21 protein-coding genes are annotated in these 25,555 nt (G+C 72.8%); 11 read left to right on the top strand and 10 right to left on the bottom strand.

What is annotated here, in order from left to right; all coding sequences use genetic code 11:
* Positions 1–8: 8 nt before the first annotated feature.
* From ACFQSB_RS38970 to groL, 3 genes are all read left to right on the top strand, one after another.
* Complete coding sequence (locus ACFQSB_RS38970) at positions 9–284, top strand: MoaD/ThiS family protein (RefSeq protein ID WP_354928565.1); 276 nt, start codon at positions 9–11, stop codon at positions 282–284.
* Positions 285–677: 393 nt separating this feature from the next.
* Positions 678–878, top strand: a complete 201-nt coding sequence (locus tag ACFQSB_RS38965; RefSeq protein WP_354845365.1) for a cold-shock protein — start codon at positions 678–680, stop codon at positions 876–878.
* A gap of 395 nt (positions 879–1,273) precedes the next feature.
* Complete coding sequence (groL, locus tag ACFQSB_RS38960) at positions 1,274–2,899, top strand: chaperonin GroEL (protein WP_380832306.1); 1,626 nt, start codon at positions 1,274–1,276, stop codon at positions 2,897–2,899.
* A 100-nt stretch (positions 2,900–2,999) separates the two neighbouring features.
* On the opposite strand, the gene ACFQSB_RS38955 is transcribed toward groL, so the two are convergent.
* Positions 3,000–3,734 (bottom strand): TetR/AcrR family transcriptional regulator, encoded by a 735-nt coding sequence (locus ACFQSB_RS38955; protein ID WP_380832304.1) that lies wholly within the window; start codon positions 3,732–3,734, stop codon positions 3,000–3,002.
* Between the two features lie 72 nt (positions 3,735–3,806).
* Here ACFQSB_RS38955 and ACFQSB_RS38950 point away from each other — a divergent pair, with 72 nt between their 5' ends.
* Positions 3,807–5,420 carry an FAD-dependent monooxygenase gene (locus tag ACFQSB_RS38950; RefSeq protein WP_380832302.1) on the top strand — a complete coding sequence of 538 codons (1,614 nt, stop codon included), beginning with the start codon at positions 3,807–3,809 and terminating at the stop codon, positions 5,418–5,420.
* Positions 5,421–5,578: 158 nt separating this feature from the next.
* Positions 5,579–5,923, top strand: a complete 345-nt coding sequence (locus ACFQSB_RS38945) for a hypothetical protein (protein WP_380832300.1) — start codon at positions 5,579–5,581, stop codon at positions 5,921–5,923.
* 247 nt (positions 5,924–6,170) lie between these two features.
* On the opposite strand, the gene ACFQSB_RS38940 is transcribed toward ACFQSB_RS38945, so the two are convergent.
* From ACFQSB_RS38940 to ACFQSB_RS38930, 3 genes are all read right to left on the bottom strand, one after another.
* A complete protein-coding gene (locus ACFQSB_RS38940) occupies positions 6,171–6,809 on the bottom strand; it encodes a TetR/AcrR family transcriptional regulator (RefSeq protein ID WP_354845379.1) in 639 nt (212 codons plus the stop codon).
* A gap of 107 nt (positions 6,810–6,916) precedes the next feature.
* Complete coding sequence (locus tag ACFQSB_RS38935; RefSeq protein WP_380832298.1) at positions 6,917–7,351, bottom strand: GNAT family N-acetyltransferase; 435 nt, start codon at positions 7,349–7,351, stop codon at positions 6,917–6,919.
* 26 nt (positions 7,352–7,377) lie between these two features.
* Positions 7,378–9,429 (bottom strand): HelD family protein, encoded by a 2,052-nt coding sequence (locus ACFQSB_RS38930; protein WP_380832296.1) that lies wholly within the window; start codon positions 9,427–9,429, stop codon positions 7,378–7,380.
* A gap of 166 nt (positions 9,430–9,595) precedes the next feature.
* Here ACFQSB_RS38930 and ACFQSB_RS38925 point away from each other — a divergent pair, with 166 nt between their 5' ends.
* A complete protein-coding gene (locus ACFQSB_RS38925; RefSeq protein WP_380832295.1) occupies positions 9,596–9,940 on the top strand; it encodes a hypothetical protein in 345 nt (114 codons plus the stop codon).
* Positions 9,941–10,173: 233 nt separating this feature from the next.
* Here ACFQSB_RS38925 and ACFQSB_RS38920 read toward each other — a convergent pair whose 3' ends face one another.
* From ACFQSB_RS38920 to ACFQSB_RS38910, 3 genes are all read right to left on the bottom strand, one after another.
* Complete coding sequence (locus ACFQSB_RS38920; RefSeq protein ID WP_380832293.1) at positions 10,174–11,820, bottom strand: DNA repair helicase XPB; 1,647 nt, start codon at positions 11,818–11,820, stop codon at positions 10,174–10,176.
* Positions 11,821–11,998: 178 nt separating this feature from the next.
* On the bottom strand, positions 11,999–12,832 hold the full coding sequence (locus ACFQSB_RS38915; RefSeq protein WP_380832291.1) for an MgtC/SapB family protein: 834 nt from the start codon (positions 12,830–12,832) through the stop codon (positions 11,999–12,001).
* Positions 12,833–12,904: 72 nt separating this feature from the next.
* Entirely contained in the window at positions 12,905–15,295 is a 2,391-nt protein-coding gene (locus ACFQSB_RS38910; RefSeq protein ID WP_380832289.1) for a helicase-associated domain-containing protein, read from the bottom strand.
* Positions 15,296–15,532: 237 nt separating this feature from the next.
* On the opposite strand from ACFQSB_RS38910, the gene ACFQSB_RS38905 reads away from it, so the two are divergent.
* Positions 15,533–16,729 (top strand): hypothetical protein, encoded by a 1,197-nt coding sequence (locus ACFQSB_RS38905; protein ID WP_380832287.1) that lies wholly within the window; start codon positions 15,533–15,535, stop codon positions 16,727–16,729.
* Here the strand turns inward: ACFQSB_RS38905 and ACFQSB_RS38900 are convergent.
* A complete protein-coding gene (locus tag ACFQSB_RS38900; RefSeq protein WP_380832286.1) occupies positions 16,677–17,321 on the bottom strand; it encodes a TetR/AcrR family transcriptional regulator in 645 nt (214 codons plus the stop codon). The genes ACFQSB_RS38905 and ACFQSB_RS38900 overlap by 53 nt on opposite strands.
* 135 nt (positions 17,322–17,456) lie before the next feature.
* Between ACFQSB_RS38900 and ACFQSB_RS38895 the strand changes: the two genes are divergently transcribed.
* The gene (locus ACFQSB_RS38895) at positions 17,457–18,089 is read left to right on the top strand and encodes an HAD family hydrolase (protein ID WP_380832284.1); all 633 of its coding nucleotides are present in this window, start codon (positions 17,457–17,459) and stop codon (positions 18,087–18,089) included.
* 63 nt (positions 18,090–18,152) lie between these two features.
* Complete coding sequence (locus ACFQSB_RS38890; protein ID WP_354845405.1) at positions 18,153–18,551, top strand: cold-shock protein; 399 nt, start codon at positions 18,153–18,155, stop codon at positions 18,549–18,551.
* Between the two features lie 84 nt (positions 18,552–18,635).
* On the opposite strand, the gene ACFQSB_RS38885 is transcribed toward ACFQSB_RS38890, so the two are convergent.
* Positions 18,636–20,270, bottom strand: a complete 1,635-nt coding sequence (locus tag ACFQSB_RS38885; RefSeq protein WP_380832282.1) for an MFS transporter — start codon at positions 20,268–20,270, stop codon at positions 18,636–18,638.
* A 325-nt stretch (positions 20,271–20,595) separates the two neighbouring features.
* Between ACFQSB_RS38885 and ACFQSB_RS38880 the strand changes: the two genes are divergently transcribed.
* Positions 20,596–21,411, top strand: a complete 816-nt coding sequence (locus ACFQSB_RS38880; RefSeq protein ID WP_380832280.1) for a DUF3027 domain-containing protein — start codon at positions 20,596–20,598, stop codon at positions 21,409–21,411.
* Positions 21,412–21,754: 343 nt separating this feature from the next.
* Positions 21,755–24,838, top strand: a complete 3,084-nt coding sequence (locus ACFQSB_RS38875; protein ID WP_380832278.1) for a sacsin N-terminal ATP-binding-like domain-containing protein — start codon at positions 21,755–21,757, stop codon at positions 24,836–24,838.
* 300 nt (positions 24,839–25,138) lie between these two features.
* On the opposite strand, the gene ACFQSB_RS38870 is transcribed toward ACFQSB_RS38875, so the two are convergent.
* Positions 25,139–25,420: a DUF2530 domain-containing protein gene (locus ACFQSB_RS38870; RefSeq protein WP_354928520.1), complete on the bottom strand. Its 282-nt coding sequence runs from the start codon at positions 25,418–25,420 to the stop codon at positions 25,139–25,141.
* Positions 25,421–25,555: the final 135 nt, after the last annotated feature.

The raw sequence follows: 25,555 nt of genomic DNA, 5'->3' as shown, positions 1-25,555 counted from the left end.
CCTGATAAATGAGCGTTTCTGTGCGGATTCCGACGATTCTTCGCACCTACACCGACGGCGCGTCGGAGGTGAGCAGTGACGGGGCGACCCTGCGCGAGGTGCTCCAGAAGCTCGACGCCGACTTCCCGGGAATCGGGGCCCGTATTCTGGACGAAACGGGCAAGATCCGCCGTTTTGTCAACGTGTATGTCGGAGAAGAGGACGTCCGATTCGTCGACGGTCTCGACACCGCAACCCCCGAAGGAACCAACATCTCGGTGATCCCCGCCGTCGCCGGGGGCTGACCTCCGCGCCCTTCTGGCCTTTGTGAGGCGTGCTCAAGTCTCACCGGCCCCATCGGTCACATCACGCCCATGCGTCCTAGCTGGACGCATGGGCGTCGCCATGTCCGCAAGGGGGGCCCGGTAGCGGGACGACTATCATAATAGAAGTGATTACCGGGTCCTCCGTTAGTGTAATTGTCAACTAACTAAACGCGAGCGGGAAATAGCCGAGTGCCGCTGAGAGCGAACGTCAAGTAGTAGTTTCCCGATTGACTCTGTTGCTTCAACCCTTGCCACAGGTATGGTCGAGAACGATCGACGTAGCCGAGGAGTTCGCATGCGTCTCGGCTCCGAAGGTCACGGACCTCGCGGAGGAGTGGGCGGGGTCCGGAGCCCAGCAAGAGGAGTCGGAAAGTGGCGCAGGGCACCGTCAAATGGTTTAACGCGGACAAGGGCTACGGCTTCATCGCGGTAGACGGTGGTAAGGACGTGTTTGTCCACTACTCAGCGATCCTGTCCGAGGGATACCGGTCCCTAGAGCAGGGTCAGCGGGTGGAGTTCGAGATCACGCAGGGGCAGAAGGGCCCGCAGGCGGAGTCCGTTCGCACTGTGTGACGTGGCCGGCGTCGCCCGGCCAGACGAAGATCCACTAGTCTCTCCCCGTCAGTAGCTGGAAGGTTCGGTCTGTCATGCACCAAGACGGGCCGGGCCTTCCTTCATGTCAGCCTGCGGGGCTGTACCGCCTACCCTGTGGGGGCGGGCCCAATATTCGGCATACGGTCGGAGAAATCCTTGTGCCGCCCAGGTCATAGGGGTTGTCGCTTGCACTCGACCGGGTAGAGTGCTAAACAGTTCGTTGGCACTCTCCTGTCGAGAGTGACAAACCTGGATCGAGGCGATGGGGCCTGGCGATCCACGGCGACAGGTGCCGTGGAGGCGCGGGTTTCATGCCGTCGCGGGCGTCGGCTCGATCCGCTGCAAGCCACCCTGTATCTGGGAGGTCTAGCCGTATGGCAGCCAAGATGATCGCGTTTAACGAGGACGCCCGGCGCGGTCTCGAGCGCGGTATGAACCAGCTCGCCGATGCCGTCAAGGTGACCTTGGGTCCCAAGGGCCGCAACGTCGTGCTGGAGAAGAAGTGGGGCGCTCCCACCATCACCAACGACGGTGTCTCCATCGCCAAGGAGATCGAGCTCGAGGACCCGTGGGAGAAGATCGGGGCCGAGCTCGTCAAGGAGGTCGCGAAGAAGACCGACGACGTCGCGGGTGACGGCACCACCACCGCCACCGTGCTCGCCCAGGCGCTGGTACGCGAGGGCCTGCGCAACGTCGCCGCCGGCGCCAACCCGATGTCCCTGAAGAAGGGCATCGAGGCCGCCGTCGAGCGCGTCAGCGAGGAGCTCTCCAAGATCGCCAAGGATGTGGAGACCAAGGAGCAGATCGCCTCCACCGCCTCCATCTCCGCCGGCGACACCCAGATCGGCGAGATGATCGCCGAGGCCATGGACAAGGTCGGCAAAGAAGGCGTCATCACCGTCGAGGAGAGCAACGCCTTCGGCCTGGAGCTCGAGCTCACCGAGGGCATGCGCTTCGACAAGGGCTACATCTCCGGTTACTTCGTGACCGACCCGGAGCGCATGGAGGCGGTCCTCGACGACCCCTACCTCCTGATCGTCAACTCCAAGGTGTCGGCCAACAAGGACCTCCTCCCGCTGCTCGACAAGGTCGTGCAGGCCGGCAAGCCGCTGGTGATCATCGCTGAGGACGTCGAGGGCGAGGCCCTGGCCACCCTGGTCGTCAACAAGATCCGCGGCCTGTTCAAGTCCGTGGCCGTCAAGGCCCCCGGCTTCGGCGACCGCCGCAAGGCCATGCTCGGCGACATCGCCATCCTCACCGGTGGCCAGCCGATCAGCGAGGACGTGGGCCTCAAGCTCGAGACCGCCACCCTCGACCTGCTCGGCCGCGCGCGCCAGGTCATCATCACCAAGGACGAGACCACCATCGTCGACGGTGCGGGCGATCCCGAGCAGATCGCCGGCCGGGTCAACCAGATCCGCGCCGAGATCGAGAACACCGACTCCGACTACGACCGCGAGAAGCTCCAGGAGCGTCTGGCCAAGCTGGCCGGCGGCGTCGCCGTCATCAAGGCCGGCGCGGCGACCGAGGTCGAGCTCAAGGAGCGCAAGCACCGCATCGAGGACGCCGTGCGCAACGCCAAGGCGGCCGTCGAGGAGGGCATCGTGCCCGGCGGTGGCGTGGCCCTGCTCCAGGCGGGCGCCAAGGCCTTCGACAAGCTCGAGCTGTTCAACGACGAGGCCACCGGTGCCGCGATCGTCCGCAAGGCGCTCGAGGAGCCGCTGAAGCAGATCGCCGTCAACGCCGGCCTTGAGGGCGGCGTCGTGGTCGAGCGTGTGCGCAACCTCGAGACGGGCGTCGGCCTCAACGCCGCGACCGGCGAGTACGTCAACATGCTCGAGTCCGGCATCATCGACCCGGCCAAGGTCACCCGTTCGGCGCTGCAGAACGCCGCCTCCATCGCGGCGCTCTTCCTCACCACCGAGGCCGTCATCGCCGAGAAGCCCGAGAAGACCCCTGCCGCTCCCGCCATGCCCGGCGGCGGCGACATGGACTTCTGAGCCTCCGGCTCACGCCACATCGAAAGGGCCGCTCCCGGATTCGTCCGGGGGCGGCCCTTTCGGCGTCCGCGCGGGCTCGTCCTTGCGGCGCGGGCTCCCCTCAGAAGCCGGGGCAGGCCCGCTCGACGGCGTCGAACGCCCGCTCCAGCAGGGCCAGGTGGTCGGGCATGACCTCGGCCGCGCGCTCCCCGGCCATCATCCGCCGCGCGCTCGCGACGTACACCGTGCGGTAGGCGGCCAGGAAGAGCGCGGCGGCCAGCTCGGCATCGACGTCCCATGAGTCGGCGCCGCCACCGATGTCCCCTGAGCCGGCGCCGCCGTGGACGTCACGGGATCCGGCATCGGCGTCGCCAGGGCCGGCGTCGCCAGGGCCGGCGTCGCCGGGGCCGGCGCCGGTCGCCTCCGCGAGCAGGGCGGCGATCAGCGCCTCCAGGTCCTCCAGTGCCTCCCGCACCCTGGCCCGCAGCGCCGGGGAGTCCAGGATGACCTGCCAGAAGGCCTGCTGACCTTCCCTGATGCCCGACAGGGCATGACCGCTCCGCAGCAGCTCGAAGATCAGACGGCGCAGCGCCGCCAGTGGCGGGCGGCCCTCGGGCCGGTCGCGGACCGCCCGGGTGACCAGCTCGACCACCTCGGGGACCCGGTCGAGGAACAGGTCCTCCTTGCGCGGGAAGTAGTTGAACACGGTCTTGGCCGAGACGTTCGCCGCCTCCGCCACCTCGGCCACCGTGACGTTGTCGAACCCGCGCATGAGGAACAGGCCGGAGGCCACGTCCGAGATCAGCTGCCGGGTCTGCCGCTTCTTGCGTTCACGAAGCCCGAGGTCGGTGTCCACGTCGTCCAATATAGTGGCTAAAAAACTACTGCTACAGTAAGTTTTTAGCCAAGGAACCGAAGTGGAGGCGGCATGTCGTACGACGTGGACGTGGTGGTGGCCGGGGGCGGTCCGGTGGGGCTGATGCTGGCCTGCGAGCTCGCGCTCGGGGGCGTCTCGGCCATGGTGGTCGAGCGGCTCACGGAGGTGGACCCCACGATCAAGGCAGGAGCGCTCAACCTGCCGAGCGTCGAGGCGCTGTACCGGCGCGGCATGCTCCCGGCGCTCCGCGAGGCCCAGGAGCGCAACCTCGAGCATTTCGCCGCCTTCATGCGGCAGCAGGCCGCCCACCGCGAGGGCGCCGGGGACGGACGGGCGGCAACGGCCGGCGCCTCCGAGGAGGCGCCGCCTCCGCGGGCGCCGCGGACGCCGCCGAAGTTCGCCGGGCACTTCGCCGGCATCATGCTGGACGCGGCCCGGCTCGACGACGCCGACCCCGACCTCGCCGGCCACGGCCCGGCCGGGGACATCGGCCTGGTCAACCAGCAGCAGATCGAGGGCATCCTCGGCGAGCACGCCGCGCGGCTGGGCGTCCAGGTGCGGCGGGGCGTCGAGCTGACCGATCTGTCGGCCGACGACGAGGGCGTCACCGTCTCGACGAGCGCGGGCCGGGTGCGGGCCCGCTGGCTGGTCGGCTGCGACGGGGGGCGGAGCGTCGTCAGGAAGCTCGCCGGCTTCGACTTCCCCGGCACCGACCCCGAGATCACCGCCTACCAGGTCCTCGGCGAGATGGAGGGCGCCGAGGCCCTGGGCGTCGGCTGGCACGCCACCCCGACCGGCGTGTACGCGCACGGTCCCGTCCCGGGACGCATCCTCACCGTCCAGTTCACCGGTCCGCGCGCCGACCGCGACACCCCCGTCACCCGCGAGGAGCTGCAGGAGGCGATCCGGCACGTCACCGGCGTCGAGGTGACCGTGACCGCGATCAAGACCGCCACCCGCTTCACCGACAACGCGCGCCAGGCCTCCACCTACCGGCTGGGCCGGGTGCTGCTCGCCGGCGACGCCGCGCACGTGCACTCGCCGTTCGGCGGCCAAGGGCTGAACCTCGGTCTCGGCGACGCGGTGAACCTGGGCTGGAAGCTCGCCGCGACCGTGCGCGGCTGGGCGCCGCACGACCTGCTCGACACCTACACCGCCGAACGGCACCCGATCGGGGCCTGGGTGCTGGACTGGACCCGCGCCCAGGTCGCGCTGATGCGCCCCGATCCCCGCGCCAGGGCCCTGCGGAGCGTCGTGAACGACCTGGTCGAGACCGTCACCGGCACCACCTACTTCGCCAAGAAGATCTCCGGCGTCTGGCAGCGGTACGACCTGCCGGGCGACCACGCGCTGGTCGGCGCCAGTGCCCCCGACCTGGAGCTGTCCGACGGATCGCGGCTGGCCGACCACCTGCACGACGGCAGGGCGCTGCTGCTGGACCCCAAGGGCGAGCTGCGCGACCTGGCCGAGGGCCACCGCGACCGGATGACCGTGCTCGCCGCGGGCGCGGACGAGCGTCCCGAGCTCACCGGGCTGTTCCTGCGGCCCGACGGGATCGTCGCCTGGGCCGGCGAGCAGGGCGGCGACGACCGCGGCGCGCTGGAGAAGGCCCTGGCCACCTGGCTCGGCGCACCGGACGCGGACACCGGCGACCAGCGGCGTTAGCCGATTCCCAGCGCGGCGGCGACCTGGCGGGATACGGCCAAGGCGATCTTAAGCGGCCTCCCAGCCCGCCCGGACACTCTTGGTTCATCGGGACGCGGCGACCGGCCGGAAGAGCGGCGGGCACGCGTCCAGAACACCACCGATCCAAGGAGAACGTCATGAAGATCCGTCACAGCCTCCGCGCCGTCGCCGCCGCCACCGCTCTGGCCGGAGGGCTGCTGGCCGTCACCGGCCCCGCCTTCGCCGCCACCACCGCGAAGATCTCCAACTACGCCTCGATCGCTCCCGGCGCCACCACGTCGATGCTGCTGGTCTGCCCGTCCTACGCGCCGACCATGCTCCTTGGCACCGTCGCCTTCACCCCCAAGGCCGGGGTCACCGTGACCGGCACCTCGCTGGACACCTCCTCCGACCCCTTCCACCGCCACATCCTGACCATCACCGCGCAGAACGGCTCCGCGGCGTGGAGCGGCCTGACCGCGCTGGCCACCTGCACCAGCTGACCGCCTGACACTCACGGGGACGCGGGGAAGCCGCACGGGGCGAGGAAGGGAACCGGGGAGCGAACCGGGCACGCGAACCCGGCGAGGACGGGGAACACGCACCGAGGGGAACGGGCACGGAACCGGGGAACGGGGAACGGGGAACGGAACCGGGGCACGGGGAACGGGGAGCGGGGGGTACGTGAACCGGGGGACGGAGTACGTGAACCGGGGGACGCGGAACGGCGGCGCCGGTGAGCCGCGAGGCTCAGCCGGCGCCGTAGCGGCCGAGGCCCTTCTCCAGCAGGTCGAAGGCGAGCAGGGCCTGGGCGCGGACGCCGGCGACGACCTGCTCGTGGCCTTCCCCCGCCGCCTTGCGGCGCACGCCGTCCGCCGCCAGCCGCCGGGTGACCGCGCAGATCTGGGCGGCGGCCAGCACCGGCATGACGTCGTCCTCGGCGGCGCCGGTCACCTCCGCCAGGGTCTCGGCCAGGCGCTCCTCCCGGCGTTCGGACAGCTCGCGCATGCGGGCCAGCAACGAGGGGCTCTGGTCGATCATGCGGGTGACGACCTCGGCCCCCTCGTTCAGCCCGGAGCGCCAGTCGCCCTCGTCGAGCGCCTGGAGGTAGTCGCGGCGCAGCGCCTCGATCACCGACTCGCCGGGGCGCCGCTCGCGGACGATGCGGCTGGGCTGCTCGACGAAGGCGTCCTGGCGGTCGAGGAAGAGGTCTTCCTTGGTCCTGAAGTAGTTGAACACCGTGTTGACGGAGACGTCGGCCACCCGGGCCACCTCGGCCACGGTCACGTTGTCGAACCCGCGCATCATGAACAGGCCCATGGCGATGTCGGCGATGCGCTGCCGCGTCTCGCGCTTCTTGCGTTCGCGCAGGCCGAGCCGTTCTTCCATGTGCCCGATCCTAGGCACGGAAAATGGGGCGGCACCACCTATGGGGCCGCCCCACGTTCGCCGGGGCGTGCGGCCGGGTCAGCAGGGGTGACCGCGGCGCGGCGGGGTCACAGCGGCTTGACCCAGCGGCCCCACTGCGGCTGGCGGACGTAGCCGGCCGCGGTCCAGGCGTGGTGGGCGAGCGTGTTGTCGTCCAGGACCATCGCGTCGGCCCGCATCCCGCCGTGCTCGGCGAAGCGCTTCTCGGCGGTGTCCAGCAGGAAGCGGGCGATGCCTCTGCGGCGGTGGGCGGGATCGACGGCCAGCCGGTACAGGTGGCAGCGCCATCCGTCCCATCCCGCGATCACCGTGCCCACCATGCGCCCGTCCAGCTCCGCGATCAGCAGGGCCTCGGGGTCGCGCTCGATCAGCCGCCGCAGGGCCGGCTCGCTGTCACGCCGGTCGGTGCCCTCGGCGGCGTGGGACCAGAACGCCAGCACCGCCTCCAGGTCCTGCGCCGTCCCGGTCCGTACCGTCGGAGCCCCGTGAGTCGCGTCCGTCACGAGGGCCACACTAATCGGCGTCGGGGTCAGGTGAGTTCGGCGGGCAGGTCGCGGGTGTGCAGGACGGTGAGGGAGGTGACGGCCCGGGTGAGGACGACGTAGAGGCGGGCGAGGCCGCGCTCCTCGGCCTCGGCGATGTCGGCGGGCTCGACGACGATGACGTGGTCGTACTCCAGGCCCTTGGCGAGTGAGGCCGGGATCACCGAGACGCGCTGCTCGGGGACCCCGTCCGGGCCGAGCAGGTCGTGCGGGAGGCCCGTGGCGGCCAGGACGGCAGCGACGGCGTCGGTCGAGGCGTCGGCGGCGATCACGCCGATGGAGCCCTCGCGCTCGGCGGCCTCGCGGGCGGCCGCGGCCAGGCCGGCGTCCAGGTCGGCGGTGCGGCGCAGGGACAGCGACCCGGCGCCGGGGCGCAGCGACCTCGGGGCGGCGAGCGTGGGGGCGACCGAGGGGAGCAGGCGGGCGGCGAAGTCGAGCACCTCGCGGGGGACGCGGAAGCCGAGGGTCAGCTCGGTCACCGCGCCTTCGGTGAAGCCGAGGTGGCCGAGCACCTCCTCCCAGGACCGGGCCGACCACGGGGTGGTGCCCTGGGCGAGGTCGCCGAGGACGGTCGCCGAGCCGGTGCGGCAGCGGCGGCCGAGCGCGCGCAGTTGCATGGCCGACAGGTCCTGCGCCTCGTCCACGACCACGTGCCCGAGGGTGGGGGTGCGCTCGATGAGGTCGGCCAGCTCGTCCAGCAGGGCGGCGTCGGCGGCGGACCATCGGGCGGACTTCCACGACCGGGCGGGCTTGGCCCAGAGCAGCCTCTGGCACTCCTCCGCCGTCAGATCGGACTTCGCGGCGGCGGCGGCGAGGAAGTCGCCGTCGGAGAGCAGCCGGAACAGCACCTGCTGGGGCGTCACCCGGGGCCAGATCTGGTCGATGAGCTGCTTGACGGGCTTGGACCTGGCCACGGCGTCCTGCACCCGGTCGTCGGGGGACTCCCCGCGCTGTTCCATGCGCACCAGCACCGCGTGCGCGAGCCGCTGGGCCAGGGCGGCGCGCCCCGGGCCGTACCGGGTGGTGCCGCGCAGCGAGGCGACGATCTCGCGCACCTCGTGGTCGGGGACGCGGAAGCGGTTGACGCCCCGGGTGATCAGCAGGCCCTCCTCGGGCTTGCTGATGTGCAGCCACAACGCCCGGCGGAGCACCGGCGCCATGCGGGCGTCGCCCTTGAGCGCCGCGACGGCCGGCGCCTCGGGGGCGGCGTGGTCGCCGAGGATGCCGGCGACGGTGGTCTGGTCGACCTTCACCTCGCCGAGGGCGGGCAGGACGGAGGAGATGTAGGAGAGGAAGGCGCGGTTCGGGCCGATGATCATCACGCCGGACCGGGCGAGCTTCTCGCGGTGGGTGAACAGCAGGTAGGCCGCGCGGTGCAGGCCGACGGCGGTCTTCCCGGTGCCGGGCGCGCCCTGCACGCAGACGGTCTGGGTGACCTCGGCGCGGACGATCTCGTCCTGGTCGGGCTGGATCGTGGCGACGATGTCGCGCATGGGGCCGGTGCGCGGCCGCTCGATCTCCTCGGTGAGGATGCGCGACTCCTGGAGCGTGGCGCCCTGGTCGAGGGGCTCGTCCTCGTAGGCGGTCAGCTCGCCGCCGTGGAAGCCGAACCGCCTGCGGCGCAGCACGCCCATCGGGTCGGACGGGCGCGCCTGGTAGAAGGCGCGGGAGACCGGCGCACGCCAGTCGATCACCAGGGGCCGGCTGTGGTCGTCGTGCACGTGGCGGCGGCCGACGTGGATGGTCAGGGGCAGGTCGTCGTCGCCGGCCCGGTCGAGGCGGCCGAAGAACAGCGGGGTGTCGGGGTGGTCGGCCAGGGCGGCGACCCGCTGGTCCAGCAGGCCCTGCAGCACCTGCTGGGAGACCCAGTCGCCGGCGGCGTCGGCGGACAGCGACTGGGCGTGTTCGCGCATGGCGCGCAGCGCGGCGCGGGAGGCGGTCAGGTGGTCGCGTTCCGCCCGCAGCACGCCGGCGGGATCGTCTGGGTGACTGGTGGAGTCGTCGCCGGATATGTCGGGGGCCAATTGGTGTCCGGGCATGCCGAAGCGCTCCTTGAGGGACGGAGGTGGTTGACAAAGGCAGCGAACCCACAAGCTTATATGCTTACGTCGCTCGGGGTGCGTGCTCGTCGGCCGCGCCGGAGCGACGGGCGTACGATGCGACGCTTGTGCGGAGTTTGCCTGGTCTTGACCTTTGGGTACTCGAGTGAGGGTGACGATGCGAGCCCCGGTGGCGGTGTCCCCGGTCATTCCCGCTCTTGCGAACACGCTGCTCGGCGGCCTGTGGACCTTGTCGGTCTTCGCGGGCTGGGGGCTGGCGGCGTTCTGCGGGACCGGCGAGATGCCGGACGCGTGCATGGACCGCCTGACCCTGGTGTCGATGCTGTCCGGCCTCTTCGCGTTCCTCGGGGCCATCGGCACGGCGGGCGGTCTTCTGCCACCCCTAATGCGCAGATATCCAGAAAAGTCGCTGATACTTGTGGGAATCGCGACCGCTTCCTGGCTAATAGCCCTGGCCGTGCTTTACGTCGGCGGGTTAGTCGGTCGGTGATCTGGCCGACACGTTGCGTTAGCTTCTCTCAAAATCCTGAAAAAGCGGGACAAACCTTGTGATTCGATTGAATCATGGGGGTATGTCGCAGTTGGCGCCGAGGCAGCCAATAAGCGAGGGGGTGATGTGGTTGAACAGGGCCCACGGTATTTCCTGGACCTGAATGCCCGTCGCCTGGGGGGAGCCTTTCCTGGGACGGGTTGGGGGGTCGGCGGCGTGCCGCTCAGCGAAGATCACTCGCTGGCGAGCACGTCGTCCGCGTCGATGATCTGGTACGCGTACCCCTGCTCGGCCAGGAACCGCTGGCGGTGCGCCGCGAAGTCCTGGTCGACGGTGTCCCGGCTGACCACGGAGTAGAAGCGCGCGCCCCCGCCGCTCGCCTTCGGGCGCAGCACCCGGCCGAGCCGCTGCGCCTCCTCCTGGCGCGATCCGAACGTCCCCGACACCTGGATGGCCACCGACGCCTCCGGCAGGTCGATCGAGAAGTTCGCCACCTTGGAGACCACCAGCACCTTGATCTCCTTGTCGCGGAACGCCTGGAACAGCCGCTCGCGTTCCTTGACCCGCGTCTCCCCCTTGATCACCGGCGCGTCGAGGTGCTCGGCCAGCTCGTCCAGCTGGTCGATGTACTGGCCGATGACCAGCACCTGCTCGCCCGCGTGCCGCCGCACCAGCGTCTCGGTGACGTGCGCCTTGGACGGGGTCGTCGCGCAGAAGCGGTAGCGCTCCTCGGGCTCGGCCATGGCGTAGGCCAGCCGCTCCTGGTCGGTGAGGGTGACCCGCACCTCCACGCAGTCGGCCGGCGCGATCCAGCCCTGGTTCTCCATCTCCTTCCAGGGCGCGTCGTACCGCTTGGGGCCGATGAGGGAGAACACGTCCCCCTCGCGGCCGTCCTCGCGGACCAGCGTCGCGGTCAGCCCGACCCGCCGCCTGGCCTGCAGGTCGGCGGTCATTCGGAAGATCGGCGCGGGCAGCAGGTGCACCTCGTCGTAGATGACCAGGCCCCAGTCGCGGGCGTCGAACAGCTCCAGGTGCCGGTACACGCCCTGGCGGCGGGTCGTCATCACCTGGTAGGTGGCGATGGTGACCGGGCGGATCTCCTTCTTGGTCCCGGTGTACTCGCCGATCTCGCTCTCGGTGAGCGAGGTGCGCTTGAGCAGCTCCTGCTTCCACTGGTGGGCGGAGACGGTGTTGGTCACCAGGATCAGCGTGGTCGCCTCGGCGTGCGCCATCGCCGCCGCGCCGACGAGGGTCTTGCCGGCGCCGCACGGCAGCACCACGACCCCCGAACCGCCGTGCCAGAAGGCGTCGGCCGCTTCCCGCTGGTAGGGGCGCAGGTGCCAGCCATCCTCGGCCAGCGTGATCGGGTGGTGCTCGCCGTCGACGTACCCCGCGAGGTCCTCGGCCGGCCAGCCGATCTTCAGCAGGGCCTGCTTGATGTTGCCGCGCTCGCTCGGGTGCACCGCCACGACGTCCTCGCCGATGCGCTCGCCCAGCATCGGCTGGATCTTCCTGGACCGCAGCACCTCTTCCAGCACGGCCTTGTCGGTGCTGGTCAGCGTCAGGCCGTGGTGGTCGCTCTTCTCCAGGCGGAGCCTGCCGTACCGGGACATCGTCTCGGCGATGTCGACCAGCAGGGCGTGCGGCACCGGGTAGCGGCTGAAGCCGATCAGCGCGTCGATGACCTGCTCGGCGTCATGCCCGGCGGCCCTGGCGTTCCACAGCGCGAGCGGGGTGACGCGATAGGTGTGGACGTGCTCGGGCGCCCGCTCGAGCTCGGCGAACGGCGCGATCGCCTTGCGGCAGTCGTCCGCCCTCTCGTGCTCGACCTCGAGCAGCAGCGTCTTGTCCGACTGGACGATCAGCGGGCCATCAGACACGTTTCGATCTCCTGGGGTTCGCGTACGGCCACCGTGCCGGCGGTCCCGTCCGCTTATCCAACAAGACGGCGGCCCGGATCAGTCCCGCTTTCCCGCGCCTTGACGCCGCTACGGCGTTGCGCGGGAGATGTCCGGGGCCGCGGGCGCCCCGCCGCCGTGCGGCGAGGGCGCCTCGCGGTCAACTGGAGGTGACGCCGATGACGATGATGACGGCGACGCCGATGATCACCAGGCCGATGTTGACGCCGATGGCGACCCAGCCCCACTTCAGCAGCGACCGCGCGCGGTCGGGTTCGGTGTCCGCCTTGCCGAGCGCGATGCCGGACAGCACGGCTCCGGCGATGCCACCCAGCGAGACATAGCAGCTCATGGCCAGCACGATGCTGATGACCAGGGCGACGATGGCGTGGGTGCGAGGCCCGTCGCCCGCCGGCCTGGCCGGGTGACCGTAGGGCGGGTAGGGGGTCGCGTACCCGTACTGCTGGTCGTACCCGGGCTGTCCGTAACCGGGCTGGCCATAACCCTGCTGGGCGTAACCGGGGTCGCCGTAGCCCGGCTGGCCGTAGCCCGGCTGGCCGTAGGGCTGCTGCCCGCCGGCCGGGTACGACGGCTGCCCGGAGGCGCCGTACTGCTGGTCGTACGGTTGCCCCGCGGCGCCGTACTGCTGCTGGTCGTACGGCTGTCCCCCGGCACCGTAGGCGTCATAGGCCTGCCGCGCGGGCGCGCCGTAGGGCTGCTGCCCGGGGGAGCCGTAGGGCTGCTGGTCGTAGGACCCCTGCCCCGGCGTGCCGTACGCGTCGTAGGGCTGCTGCGCGGGGCCGCTCTGGTCGTACGGCGTCGGTCCGCCGTACTGCTGCCGGCCGTATCCCTGGTCGTAAGGCGACGACGGGCCGCCGTTGCCGTCCTGCGATCCGGGGGGACTCTGCCAGCCGTTCGGGGAGTGCCCGGCGGGCTCGGGAGTGCCGCTGCTCAAGATCGTCTCAATTCTGATGATGGTGGAGCTGATCAACATTTACCACGCCATGGGGTTGTCGTGCCCTGGCAATGCCGGGAACGTGATCCCCCTGGACGGCGCGGGCGCCCGTCAGTTGACGTCGGCGACGCCCGTGATGCGGTGCAGCGCGAACCGGTGGACCGCCGCGCGCGTCTCGTCGTAGGCCGTCAGATAGCCGCCCTCCATGCGGGCCGGCTCCAGGATGCGGCTGGTGGCGTGCCCCTGGGAGTCCATGTAGCCGATCCAGACGCGCGTGCCCTGCCGGATGGCCTCCTGCAGCGCCATCACCGTGCCCGTCGAAGGAGAACGCGGCACCTGCCCGTCGGGGGCCGCCACCGTCTGCCTGCGCGCTTGGTGGGCGTCGTCGCCGGCCCTGATCGCCCGGACGGCCGCCGCCACCACGTCGGCCTCGGGACCGGCCGCGCCCGGCGCGGGGCGGGCCGCCGGCGGGCGCTCGGTGCGCTTGGCGTCGGCCCGGGTCACCAGCACGTCGCCCTCGGACGACTCGGCGACCGGGGAGTACCCGAGGGCCCGCAGCGTGTCGACCACCACGGCCCGCGAGCTGCGCGAGGCGATCACCGTGGGCGCGAGCCGGCGCAGCCGCAGCGGCACGGCGCGCTTGTCGGCCATCACCTCGTCCAGCACGGCCGGGTCGTCGCAGCGCACGTAGGAGCCCGCCGTGCCGACCCGGACGCGGCCGTGCCTGCGGGCGACGTCGGCCACCAGGTAGCGCAGCGGCTGCGGCACCGGCGTCGTGGAATGCCTCTCGAGCGTGGTGAGGAGCTCGTCCGCGCTGGACCCGGCGTCCAGCGCCCGCCGGACCGACTCCTCGCCGAACCGGTAGACCGTCGCGCCGCCCTTGGACTCGACGTCGGCGGCCAGCGACAGCCAGCGTCCCAGGTCGCTGGTGAGCGGACCCGGCGCGACGGCCGTCAGGTCGGCCTGGAGCAGCACGTGGTCGACCGGCTCGGGCAGCAGCGGCGCCAGCAGCCGGGCGGGCTCGCCCGCGGTGGCCGGTGGGAGCAGCACGCGGCCGAAGCGGGACAGCGCGCCGAGCCCGGTGAGCCCGAGCTGCTCGGCCTCGCGCAGGGTGAAGTCGACCAGCCGGTCGCGGTAGGCGCCCCGGCGGCGGGGCTGCTCGAACGCCAGCCGCTCGCGCACCGAGGCGGCGGAGGGGGCGAGCCCCGCGGCGGCCGAGGCGAGCACCCGCAGCGTCCGCAGCCGCACCTCCGCCGCGGCCGGACGGCGCAGCTCGGGATGCAGGACGTTCAGCAGGCGGTCGCGGTCGTCACGCTCGCCGACCAGGCCGGGCACGCGGTCACCGGCCAGCCAGTTCGACGCCAGCACCTCCCAGCGGTCCTCGGTCGCCTTCACCCGCCAGACGTCGTAGCCGGTCGTGGGCAGCCACTCGCCGTCCACCGGCGCGCTGGAGGCCACCAGGCCCGCGGCGTAGGCGACCTCCACCACCAGGGCGGCCGTCCACTCGGGCAGGTCGAGAAGCTGCGCGGTGCGCTTCAGGTCGCGCACGGCGACGCCGCCCGCGCGCAGAACGCCCGGCCCGTCCACGCTCCAGTGCTCGCACAGCTCCTCGACCATGCGCACGAAGGTGAACGCCTGGCCGGCGGCCGTGCGGTCGGCCAGGGACCGGTCGCGTTCGGCGCCCTCCAGCGGCGGGGCGCAGGGGCGCAGGTCGCGGTGCACCCGCCCGCCGCGCAGCACCAGCGCGACCTCACGAGGCAGGACGACGCTCTCTTCGCCGGTCGCGGCGAGCAGGCCCCGGGCGAGCAACTGCTCGATCGGCGACTGCGCGGTGGCCACGGTGACCTCACGCCGGGCGTTGGGCAGGCGGCCGGTCGGCGGGCCCCACGCGAGCTCCTCCAGCGCGGCGCGGGCCTGCGGGCCGACGTCGCCCAGCAGGCGCTCGACGATGCCGCCCTCGGCGAGCAGGCCCGCCAGGCGCTCGGGGACGGCCTCCTCGCGGCCGGTGTCGCCGCGGTGGATGGCCTGGATCAGCTCGCGCAGCCGTTCGGGCGGGTGGTGCCGGAACACCTCGGCCACCGGCGGCCCGAGCCCGGCAGGGGACTCCGAGACGTCCCGCACGCCAGGGGCCAGCCGCAGGGCCGAGGCGGGGCCGAAGACCAGGCCGAGCGACAGCAGCCCGTCGACGGCCTCGCGCAGCGGCCCGTCCAGCCGCGCGGCATCCTGCTCGGGCACCGCGCCGGCCATCGCCGCGCGCAGGTCGTCCTGCGACAGGCCGGGACCGTCCTCGGCGGTCATGACCAGCAGCGTCTCGACCACGGCCAGGGCGAAGCGGTCGAGCCGGTCCAAAGCCCTGCCGGTGGCCGACGGGCTGGTCGCCCGGATCGCCAGGCCCTCGACGTGCGCGGGAACCGGGGTGATGAGCTCGGGACGGGCCGCGACCAGGGCCCGCAGCCGGTCGTCGCCGAGGCCGCGCAGCCAATCGGTGAACTCGGTGTTCATCGCTCCACCGAACCCCCTGTCCACCGGCATCCGCCGCACGCCCCACGCCGTGGGAGCGTCCCCTCCATGGTAGGAGCCCATGGGCCGTCGTACGCCAGCCTGATCACCGGTGTTCGCCCGCACCCGGCCGCGGCGGCGTCCGGAAGGGAGGCGCGAGGGCGAGGCATGGGGAGCGGTGAGGATGGTCATTTCCGCGAAACGGTGCGCGGGCCGGAGCGCTGGGGCAGTATGGCGAGAGTGATCGAGCGCGCCGATCAGCTGGTCCTCGAGTACGTCGCCAAGGTGGCGGACGCCGCCCACGGCGTGCTCCGCACCGATCAGCGCCTCGACTTCGTGCAGCGGTTGCGCGCACGCATCGAGGAGGAACGCCGGGGCAGCGAAGACCCGGCGGCCGTGCGCAGAGTGCTCGCCCGGTTCGGCGATCCCGCGGTCCTGCTGCAGCGGGAGGTCGCGCGGCTGACCGGCGCCGAGCCTGAGCCCGCCCGGCGGGCCGCCGGCGTGCGGCGTCCCGGCGGCGTCCGCGGCGGCCGTCCTGGGGCCGTGTCCCGGCCTTCGTCTCTGTCCCCTCCTTCGTCCCTGTCGCGTCCGGCCGCCGGGTCCACGCGGCCCGGTTCCGTACGGCCCGGCTCCCCGTCGTCCGCCTCCTCCGTGTCGCCCCAGGGCGGGGGGCCCGGCCCGGACGGCGCCGAGGGCCCGCCGGTCGCGCCGGTGGAGGAGGCCGCCACGTCGGTCTTCCCCCCGGTGCCGGTCTCCGGCCCCGCGACCGGTCCTGTCGTCGGTTCCGCCGCCGGCGACGAGTTCGGCGACTCGGCGACCGAGGTCCTTCCCGCCGTGGTGGACGACGACCGGCCGGTGGGTCCCGTGCGGCCGCCCCGCCCGCCGAGGCCCCCGCGCCCGCTGCCTCGCGGCGCCGCCCCCGGAGCGCGCCGTCCCGTGCCGCGCGACGCGCCGGCTCCGCTGCTGCGCCGGTTCGGCCGGGGCGCGATGGCCGTGCCCAAGGCCGCCGACGGGCGCGACGCGCGGACCGTCCTGGCCAACGACCGCCGCGCCGTCGTGGGCATGGCCCTGCTGTTGCTGTCGGGCCTGCTGGTGCCGTTTCCCCTGCCGTCCATCGCGATCTTCCCCGTGCCCGTGCTGGTGTGGGCGCTGGCCGCGCTGACGGTGCTGTCCTGCGACGCGTGGGTGTTCAAAGACCGGATGACGGGGCTGTTCACGCCGATCATGGCCTATGTCGTGGGCGGCGTCCTGCTCGGCGCCCTGCGGGCCCCTGAGACGCCCGGCGACGGCTTCACGGCGTTCGTCACCTCGTTCTGGCACGTCAGCGGGCTGATGTTCATGCTGGGCGCGGCAGGCGGCGTGGCCTGGCTGGCCTATCGCCTGTTCAACCCGCCACCTCCGCCACCCCGGCGGCAGACGCTGGGCGTCCTGCGCTGATCAGCCCGAGCGACAGGCGCACCCACGAGGCGACGAAACGGTCGCGGTCGGCCCGTCCCGGAGGCTCGCCGACGGTCTCCTGGAACAGCCGGTAGTGCACCACCGCGCCCCCCAGCACGGCGCCGATCGCCGGCCAGTCGAGGTCGGCGTCCGCGTACTCCGGCTGGGTGCGGAACCACGTCGTGATCGCGTCGAACATGGGCTGGAGCAGGCCCTCGCGGACGACGGCGACCAGCTCGGGGAACTGGCTGAGGTCGCGGAAGAAGACGCGGGTGAGCCGGCTCTCGTCGCGGACCTTGGCCAGCCCGGCCCGGCACAGGCGGTCCAGCCGCTCCTCGATCGGTATCGACGTGCCGACGGCCTCCACCTCGACCAGCGCCTCGGTGACCTGTGAACGGGTGCGGGCGGCGTGCTCGTTGATCGCGGCCGCCAGCACCTCGTACTTGGACCGGAAATGCCGGTACAGGCCGCCGGCCCCGGGGGACAGCCCTGAGGCGGCCTCGATCTCGGCGACCGACGTCGCCGAGTAGCCGCGCTCGGCGAAGAGCCTGAGGGACTCGTCGATGATCCGTTCGCGCGTCGATCTGGTCATTGCCCGTGGTCACCTCCGGCCCCGACCTTATGTGGTCAAAGTGTGTCAGTTCCCGTCGAATCGGCGTCGCGGGTCGCCCGAGCCGTAGGGGTTCGCGGGGTGCCGTCCATTTGGCATCCTTCAAGGGTGTGTTCTGTGGGATTCGACCTTGACCTGACGCTCGCCGACACCCGCGCCGGGATCGCGGCGGTGTACGAGGAGGTGGCGCGCCGTCTCGGCGTGCCGATCGACACCGCCGTCGTGGTCGAACGGCTCGGCCCGCCGCTGGAGCAGGAGCTGGCCCACTGGCTGCCGGCGGAGGCGGTCCCGGCCGCCGCGGCCCTGTACCGCTCCCTGTATCCGGACGTCGCGGTCGCGATGACCACGCCGATGGCCGGAGCCGCCGAGGCCGTCGCGGAGGTCCGCCGGCGCGGCGGGCGGGTCATCGTGGTCACCGGCAAGCACATCGTCGGGGCCGGCCGGACCGTCGAGACGCTGGGCCTGGACGTCGACGAGGTGGTGGGATCGGTGTTCGGCGCGGCCAAGGGCGTGGCGATCTCCCGCTTCGGCGCCGCCGCCTATGTCGGAGACCACGTGGCCGACATCGAGGCGGCCCGGGCGGGGCGCGCGGTGAGCGTCGCCGTGGCGACGGGCCCGTACACCGAGCAGGCGCTGCAAGATCACGGAGCTGATGTGGTGCTGCCCGATCTGACGCGCTTCGGAAGCTGGTACAACGCCTGGTGCGTCTCGCGGAGCCCGGAAATCAGGGCCGTTTCGACGGTCATGTGATGCCCCCGGTGGGCATAACCTACATCCATTACCATTCATGACAGTCTGAACGAGGTCACCCCTGTGCCTACTGGCAAGGTCAAGTGGTACGACGCTGACAAGGGCTTCGGATTCCTCACCCGCGACGACGGCGGAGAGGTGTTCGTACATTCATCAGCGCTTCCCAAAGGCACGGAAGCGCTCAAGCCGGGTCAGAAGGTCGAGTTCGGCGTGGCCGAGGGCCGCCGTGGCCAGCAGGCGCTTTCGGTCCGCGTACTGGAGCAGCCGCCGACGCTCGCCAAGACCGTGAAGCCGAAAGGTAAGCGCAAGAAGCCGGACGAACTCGTCGTCATCGTCGAGGACCTGATCAAACTGCTCGATGACGTCTCTAATTCGTACCAAAGGGGCAAGCACCCCGACGCCGCGCACGCCAAGAAGATCGCGACGGTGCTGCGGGCCGTCGCCGACGACATCGACGCCTGAGCGCAGGCGTCCGCGCTCCTCTCCCCGCCCCATTCATCAAGGTCACGATGGGGCCTCACCGTCATGCCCGCCCACAGGCGCGCCTCAGTGATGGGGATTGGTCAACGGCTTGGTCGTTCCAAGCTTGGCGCCGGGTGAGCCGGGCCCGTGCTCGGCGAGGACGCGCTCGGTGTGGGCGCGCAGCCGCCGGCGCCGCGTGAGGACCAGCCAGAGCAGCGCGGCGGCCAGCGCGGCCGTCACCACCGCCAGGCCCACGGGACCGGCCGAGGGGCCCGAGAGCAGCGACAACATCAGCCCGGCCAGGCCGCCGCCCACCCAGGCGATCTGCAGCAGCGCCTCCACGACGCCGAAGGTGGAGGACCGGACCTCCTCGCCGATCTCCCGTTGGACGGTCGCGTCCAGCGCCAGCTTGCCGATCTCCTGGGCGAGACCCGCGACCAGCGCCACCCCGACGGCCGTCCACAACGAGAAGAAGAACGCCGCCGCCCCCACCGCGACCGTGGAGAACGCCAGCGCGATCAGCGCGATGAGCTGCGGGGAGCGACCGCGCGTCCAGGACGCGACCGCCGCGCCGAGCAGGCCGCCCGCCCCGGCGCCGCCCGCCAGAATCGCGATCATGACCTGCTCGGGCAGGCCGGTGCCCCGGATGTTCCCGTCCTGCACGAGGAAGAGCAGGAAGAAGATCAGGAAGCCGGACAGGACGCGGATGGCGGCGTTGGCCTGCATCGCCTCGGACACCACCGGCCCCACGTTGAGCAGCGTGCGCCAGCGCGCCCGCCCCCTGCCACGCCCGGCCCTGCTCCCGCCCTGGTCGCCGCTCCTGAGCCCGGCCCGGTCGCCGTCACCGTCCCTGAGCCTGGCCCTGTCGCCGTCATCGTCCGGCGGCCCACCGGCCTGACCCTCCGGGTGGTCGGCGGCGCGGCCGTCCGGGGGCTCGCTCGCGGCGCCGTCCGCGATCTCCTCGGCGGCCTCGTCGTCCAGGTCGAGATCGGGGGCGTCGACGTGGCGGGGCAGCCGTACGGCGGCCACCCCCGCCACCAGGAAGATCACCATGGTGACGCGCAGCAGCCAGGCGGCGCCCGGCCACGCGGTCAGGCCGACCGCCACCGGCGCCGCGAGCGCGGCGCTCACCAGCGAGAACAGCGCCACCCGCGCGTTCGCCGTGACCAGCGTGATGTCGGCGGGCAGCACGCTCGGCATGATGGCGGCCCGCGAGACGTTGTAGGCCTTCGACAGCACCAGGACGGCCAGTGCGGCGGGGAACAGCGTCAGCCCGTCGGCCGGGCCGATCGCCGCCGCCATGGCCCAGCAGAGCAGCCCCCGCGCGAACAGCGTGCCCGCCATGACGTACCGGCGCCCCGACCGGAACCGGTCGAGGACCGGCCCGACGAACGGCGCCACCACGGCGAACGGCACCATCGTGATCAGCAGGTACAGCGCGACCTGGCCGCGCGCCTGGTCCACGGGCAGGCCGAACAGCAGCGTGCCGGCCAGGCCGACCGTGATGAGCGCGTCCCCGGCGCTGTGGGCCGCCGTCAGCTCGATCAGGCGGCCCAGCCCGGTGCGGCCGGCGCCCTGGGCGTGGGTCAGCTTGCGCGTCGCCCGCCCCATCCCACGGCCGGCGCGCGCCGTCCCACGGGCGACCGACCGTCCCGCGCCCGCGGTGTTACGGGCGGCCGAGCGACCGGCGCGGACGGCGCCGCGGCCCGCGTCCGCCACGGCGCGCCCCGCGCGCCCCAGCGATGCCCGCCCACGATGCCAGGACGCCGCCATCACACGCCTGCGGGGGAAGCGCCGGTGCTCGTACCGGTGGCCGGACGTCGCACGCGTTTCCCCTTCCTGCTCGCTCGTCGCCGCCGGGGATCTCCGCCGCCCGGCCCGTCCGCGTTCTTGTCTACTCAGGTGCCCGTGGCCCGGGCGGGCGAGTCGGTGCGGGCGGTTCCTTGGCGGTGGATCTTCCGGTTGATGGCGTGCCGCTTCGGTTTCCAGTCTTACCCGACCCATACGCGTGATGTCCGCTCGCCGCATGGGTGAGAATTGACATGTGAACCGCACTCGTTCCCGCACCTTCACCGCCGACCAGGCTTGCGCCGCAGCCGTGGAGCCGGCGCGGGCCGCCGCCGAGGAGATCGCCCGCCCCGGCGAGGTGGGCGAGCATCTCGGTTTCCAGGCCGAGGGTGAGCGCGTCGTCACGCACTACTTCGCCTGTCTCGACCGCGCTTACCGCGGCTGGCGCTGGGCCATCACCGTGACCCGTGCCTCCCGCGCGCGTAACGTGACCATCAGCGAGACCGTGCTGCTGCCGGGTGCGGGCGCGCTGCTCCCGCCGGCCTGGGTGCCGTGGAGCGAGCGACTGCTCCCCGGCGACCTCGGCGTCGGCGACCTGCTGCCGACCTCCGACGACGACGACCGCCTCGCGCCCGGGTTCACCGAGACCGACGACGACGCCGACCGGCAGATGATCTTCGAGTACGGCCTCGGCCGGGCTCGGGTCCTGTCGGCGATCGGGCGTGACCGCGCCGTGCACCGCTGGCACGCCGGCGACTCCGGCCCGCACACCCCGCTCGCCCATGCCGCGCCCGCGCAGTGCTCCACCTGCGGCTTCTACTGGCCGCTCGCCGGCGCGCTGCGCCTGGGCTTCGGCGTCTGCGCCAACGAGTACGCGCCCGACGACGGCAAGGTCGTCGCCGCCGACCACGGGTGCGGCGCGCACTCCGAGGCCGCCGTGATCGCTCCCCCCTCCGCCGAGCAGCCGATGCCCATCCTGGACGATCTCGGCTACGACCTGATGCCCGAGGAGAGCGTCCCCGCCGCGGGGTCGGTCGACGACGAAGGCGCCGAGCCGCTCGGCCATTCCTGACCGCCGGCCGCGTCCCGGTGAAGGCGGCCGGTCACCGGGCACGCCGTCCGGCCCCCTCACCGGCCGGCCCCGGGGCCACCGGCATCCCTCAAGGTCGTGGCCCGGGGACGCGATTCCTCAGGGTCATAGGCCCGGAGGTCCCGTCCCACGGGGTCGTAGGTCCGGGGGTGTCGTTCCTCAGGGTCGTGGATCCGGGGATGCCGTTCCCCGCGCCATGGGCTTCGGGGGGACGTTGCACAGGGCCGTGGTCCTGGGGCGTCGTCCCCGGGGTCGCAGGCCGCGAACCATCCGATCGCCGGCACGGGGGCGGCCGGCCCGTCTCCTCCACCTTTGGACATGACTGGTGACTGACATCTTTGGCACCGAACGCATGCGCGACACCGTCCTCGCCGCGTGGACGGCCTCGCCCGCGCGCTTCCGCGAGGACGCCAACGCCGAGGAGGACTTCGCCCTCGGCGGCTACCGCGACCGCCTGATCGTCGAACTGGCGCAGAACGCCGCCGACGCCGCCGCGCGCGCGGGCGTCCCCGGGCGGCTGCGGCTGACCCTGCGCGACGGCGTTCTGAGCGCCGCCAACACCGGAGCCCCGCTGGACGAGTCCGGCGTCGAAGGACTCGCCACGCTCCGGGTGTCCGCCAAGCGCGACGAGACCGGCTCCATCGGCCGGTTCGGCGTCGGCTTCGCGGCCGTCGTGTCGGTCTGCGACGAGCCGGTGATCGCCTCCCGGGCGACCGGCGCGGTCCGCTGGTCGCGGTCCGAGACCGCCGCGCTCGTCGCCGCCGAGCCCGCCCTGGCCACCGAGCTGGGCGTCCGCGGCGGGCACGTGCCGCTGCTGCGCCTGCCGTTCGAGGCCGGGCCGGTGCCTGTGCCGGACGGCTTCGACACCGTCGTGCGCCTGCCCCTGCGCGACCCGACCGTCGAACCGGCCGTGCGCCAGATGCTCGACGAGACCGGCCCGGCGCTGATGCTCGCCATGCCCGCGCTCACGGTGATCGAGATCGAGGCCGGCGGCGAGACGCGCACGGTCACCGCCGACGGCTGGCAGGTGGTCGAGGAGTCCGGCCGCTTCACCCCCGAGCAGGTCGCCGAGCTGTTCGCCGGACGTCCCACCGAAGAGCGCGCCCGCCCCACCTGGCTGGTCCGCTGGGCCGTCCCCGCCGCCCACGGCGACCTGCCCAAGGACGTCGCCCCGGTGGTGCACGCCCCGACGCCGAGCGACGAGCCCCTGGACCTGCCCGCGCTGCTCATCGCCACCTTCCCCCTGGCCACCGACCGGCGGCACGTCGCCGCGGGACCGCTCACCGACTTCCTGGTAGAGCGGGCCGCCGAGACCTACCTGCGGCTGCTCGCCACGCTGCCGCGCACCCCCCGCCTGCTCGACCTGGTTCCCGGGCTGATGGGCAAGGCCGAGCTGGACGCGGCGATCCGGCGGGCCATCCTGCGCCGCCTGCCCGACACCCCGCTGCTCCCGGCGCTCTCCCCGCCCGCCGACCAGGGCGGCACCGGGGACGCCAAGGACGCCGGGACGCGGACACCGGCCGCGCAGGCCGCGCCCGCCGAGGGCGAGGCGCCGTACGTCGTGTCCGGCCGGCAGGCGTCGGTCGTGGCCGGTCCCGCCGAGTTCCTCGACAAGATCGCGTACGTGGTGCCCGGCCTGCTGCCGGCCGGGTGGGCGTCGCGGCACCCGGCCCTGAACGCCCTGGGCGTCCGGCGCCTGGAGCTGTCCGACGTGATCGACCTGCTGTCCGGCGACGCCGTGGAGGACACCACCCCGGGCTGGTGGCGGTCGCTGTACGACGTGGTGCCCGCCGACGACCGCGAGGCCCTCGGCGCCGTACCCGTCCCGCTCGCCGACGGCCGCCTCGTGCGCGGCCCGCGCGGCACGCTGCTGCTCAGCGAGGGGTCCTCCCTGGACCCCGCGCTCCTCGGCCCGCTCGGGCTGCGCGTCGTCCACCCCGAGGCCGCCCACCCGCTGCTGCTGCGGCTCGGCGCCGCCGAGGCGACCCCGAGGAGCGTGCTTGAGGACCCGCTGACCCGCGCCACCGTCTCGGAGTCGCTCGACAGCGCCGACCCCGAGCCCGTGGCGCAGGCCGTGCTCGCGCTGGTCGACGCCGCCGGGCTGTCGGCCGGCGAGGCCCCGTGGCTGTCGGCGCTGGCCCTGCGCGGAGCCGACGGCGAGCTGTACCCCGCGGGAGAGCTGCTGCTCGGCGAGGGGTCGCTGGCCAAGCTGATCGACCAGGACGTCCCGTTCGGCGTCGCCGCCCCCGACCTGGTCGAGCGCTACGGCTCGCGCGTGCTGTCGGCCGCCGGCGTGCTGGACGGCTTCGCCGTGGTCAACGACTCCGACGTGCTGCTCGACCCCGACGAGTGCGACCACGACCTCGACGCCGAGGACGAATGGCTGGAGGCCGTGCTCGACCTGCTGCCCGAAGCCGACGTGCCGCCGGTCGCGCGCGAGTTCGCCGCGATCCGCGACCTGGAGTACGTCGCCGAATGGCCCTCGGCGCTGGCGCTGCTGTCGCGTCCGCCGCTGCGCGCCGCGCTCCAGCCGCTGCGCGCGCTGGTCGCCGGCGAGGTCGTCGAGGTGCCCTCCTACACCGCCTGGTGGCTGTCACGTCACCCCGTGCTCGACGGCGGACGGCCCACCTCGCTGCGCCTGCCCTCCGGCGACCCGCTGCTGTACGGCCTGTACGGCGACGCCCCCCAGGGGATGGACGAAACGGCGCTCGCGCTCATCGGCGTGCGCACGACGCTGGCCGAGCTGCTGGCCTCCCACGGCGGTCCCGACGAACTGCTCGACCTGCTGGCCGACCCGTCGCTGGAGGTCGACCGGGCCCAGCTCCGGTCGCTGTGGATGGCCCTCGCGGCCGTGGAGCCCGCCAGGGTGGCGCCGCCCACCGCCGTCCGGGCCGTGCTGAACGGCGAGATCGTCGTCGCCGACGCCGAGGACGGGCATCCCGTCGGCGGCAACGGCGGCCCGGTTCCCGAAGGGCTGACCGCCACGGGCGGTCCGGTCGTCGTCGAGGCGCCCGACCTGCTGCCGCTGGTGGCCTCCCGCCCGCTCGTGCTGGCCCCGTTCGACCTGGCAGAAGCGCTGTCGGAGCTTCTCGACCTGCCGGTGATCGGCGAGGAGGTCGCCGCGGAGATCACCTCGTCCGGGAGCGAACGGCCGGTGCCCGCGCAGGTGCGCTCGCTGCTGCCCTCGTCGCCGTCGAGCTACGTCGAGCACGCCGAGCTGACCGTGGACGGCGTGCCGGTGCCGTGGCGGTTCCACGAGGGCGTCGTCCACGCGAGCGGAGTCGAGGGCCTCGCCCGCGGGCTGGCCTGGGCGAGCGGGCAGTGGGGGGACCGGCTCGCGGTCGCCGCCCTGCTGCGCGACCCGCAGGCCGTGCCGCTTCTCCTCGCCGAGGCCGACCTCGACGGCTGACCCCCGCCGTACGGCCCCACCCTTGCGCCGCGCCCCCTGACTCTCCCGACGGGGGCGCGGTCAGGGGACCCCCAGCCCGGGCCGTAGTAGACGTCGGCCCCAGAACCGCCTCCGGCCTCGGGCTCTCGTGCCCGGGGCGGGGCTTTCCTCCGGCCGCAGGCTTCCCGTCCGGCCTTGCAGGACGGGCGCAGCCAGGTCGTTCGGTCCAGCCTCAGGCCAGGCCAGGCCGGGCCGTCTGGTTTCCGGTCAGGCCAGGCCGGTCCGTCCGGCTTCCGGTCTTTCGGTCTCCGGCCGGGGCTTTCAGGACGGGGTGCGGCCGGGGACGGAGGCGTCGTCGCGGGCGCCGTCCGGGGCCGTCTCGGCGCGTGCGGCGCGCCGGTCGCGACGGCGGACGAACCAGTACCCGAAGATGCCCAGGCCCACGCCGGCCACGCACGTCCAGATCCACCACTGGTGGTCGGGGGACGGGCGGAGGATGAGCAGCACGACCAGCGCGACCACCCACAGGCCCGTGCCCGCGATGATCGTCACGGCGTCCTTGGTCTCCAGCGGAGTGGGATCCGGGGGGCGCGGCTCGTTCACGCGTTCCAGCCTAGTACTCCAGTGACCTTTTGAGATCAGCGTTGGGATCTCCGCTGGTAGTGGGATCGTCTGGCTTGATGCTGGTGTCGACGGCGCCACCGTGACCAGCGCAGGATCTCCTGGATCTGCCGGTGC

This window comes from Sphaerisporangium rhizosphaerae (assembly GCF_042665155.1).
GTDB classification, from domain to species: Bacteria; Actinomycetota; Actinomycetes; order Streptosporangiales; family Streptosporangiaceae; genus Sphaerisporangium; species Sphaerisporangium rhizosphaerae.
The sequence above is the reverse complement of the archived record's forward strand: the minus strand, read 5'-3'. Positions and strand labels throughout refer to the sequence as shown.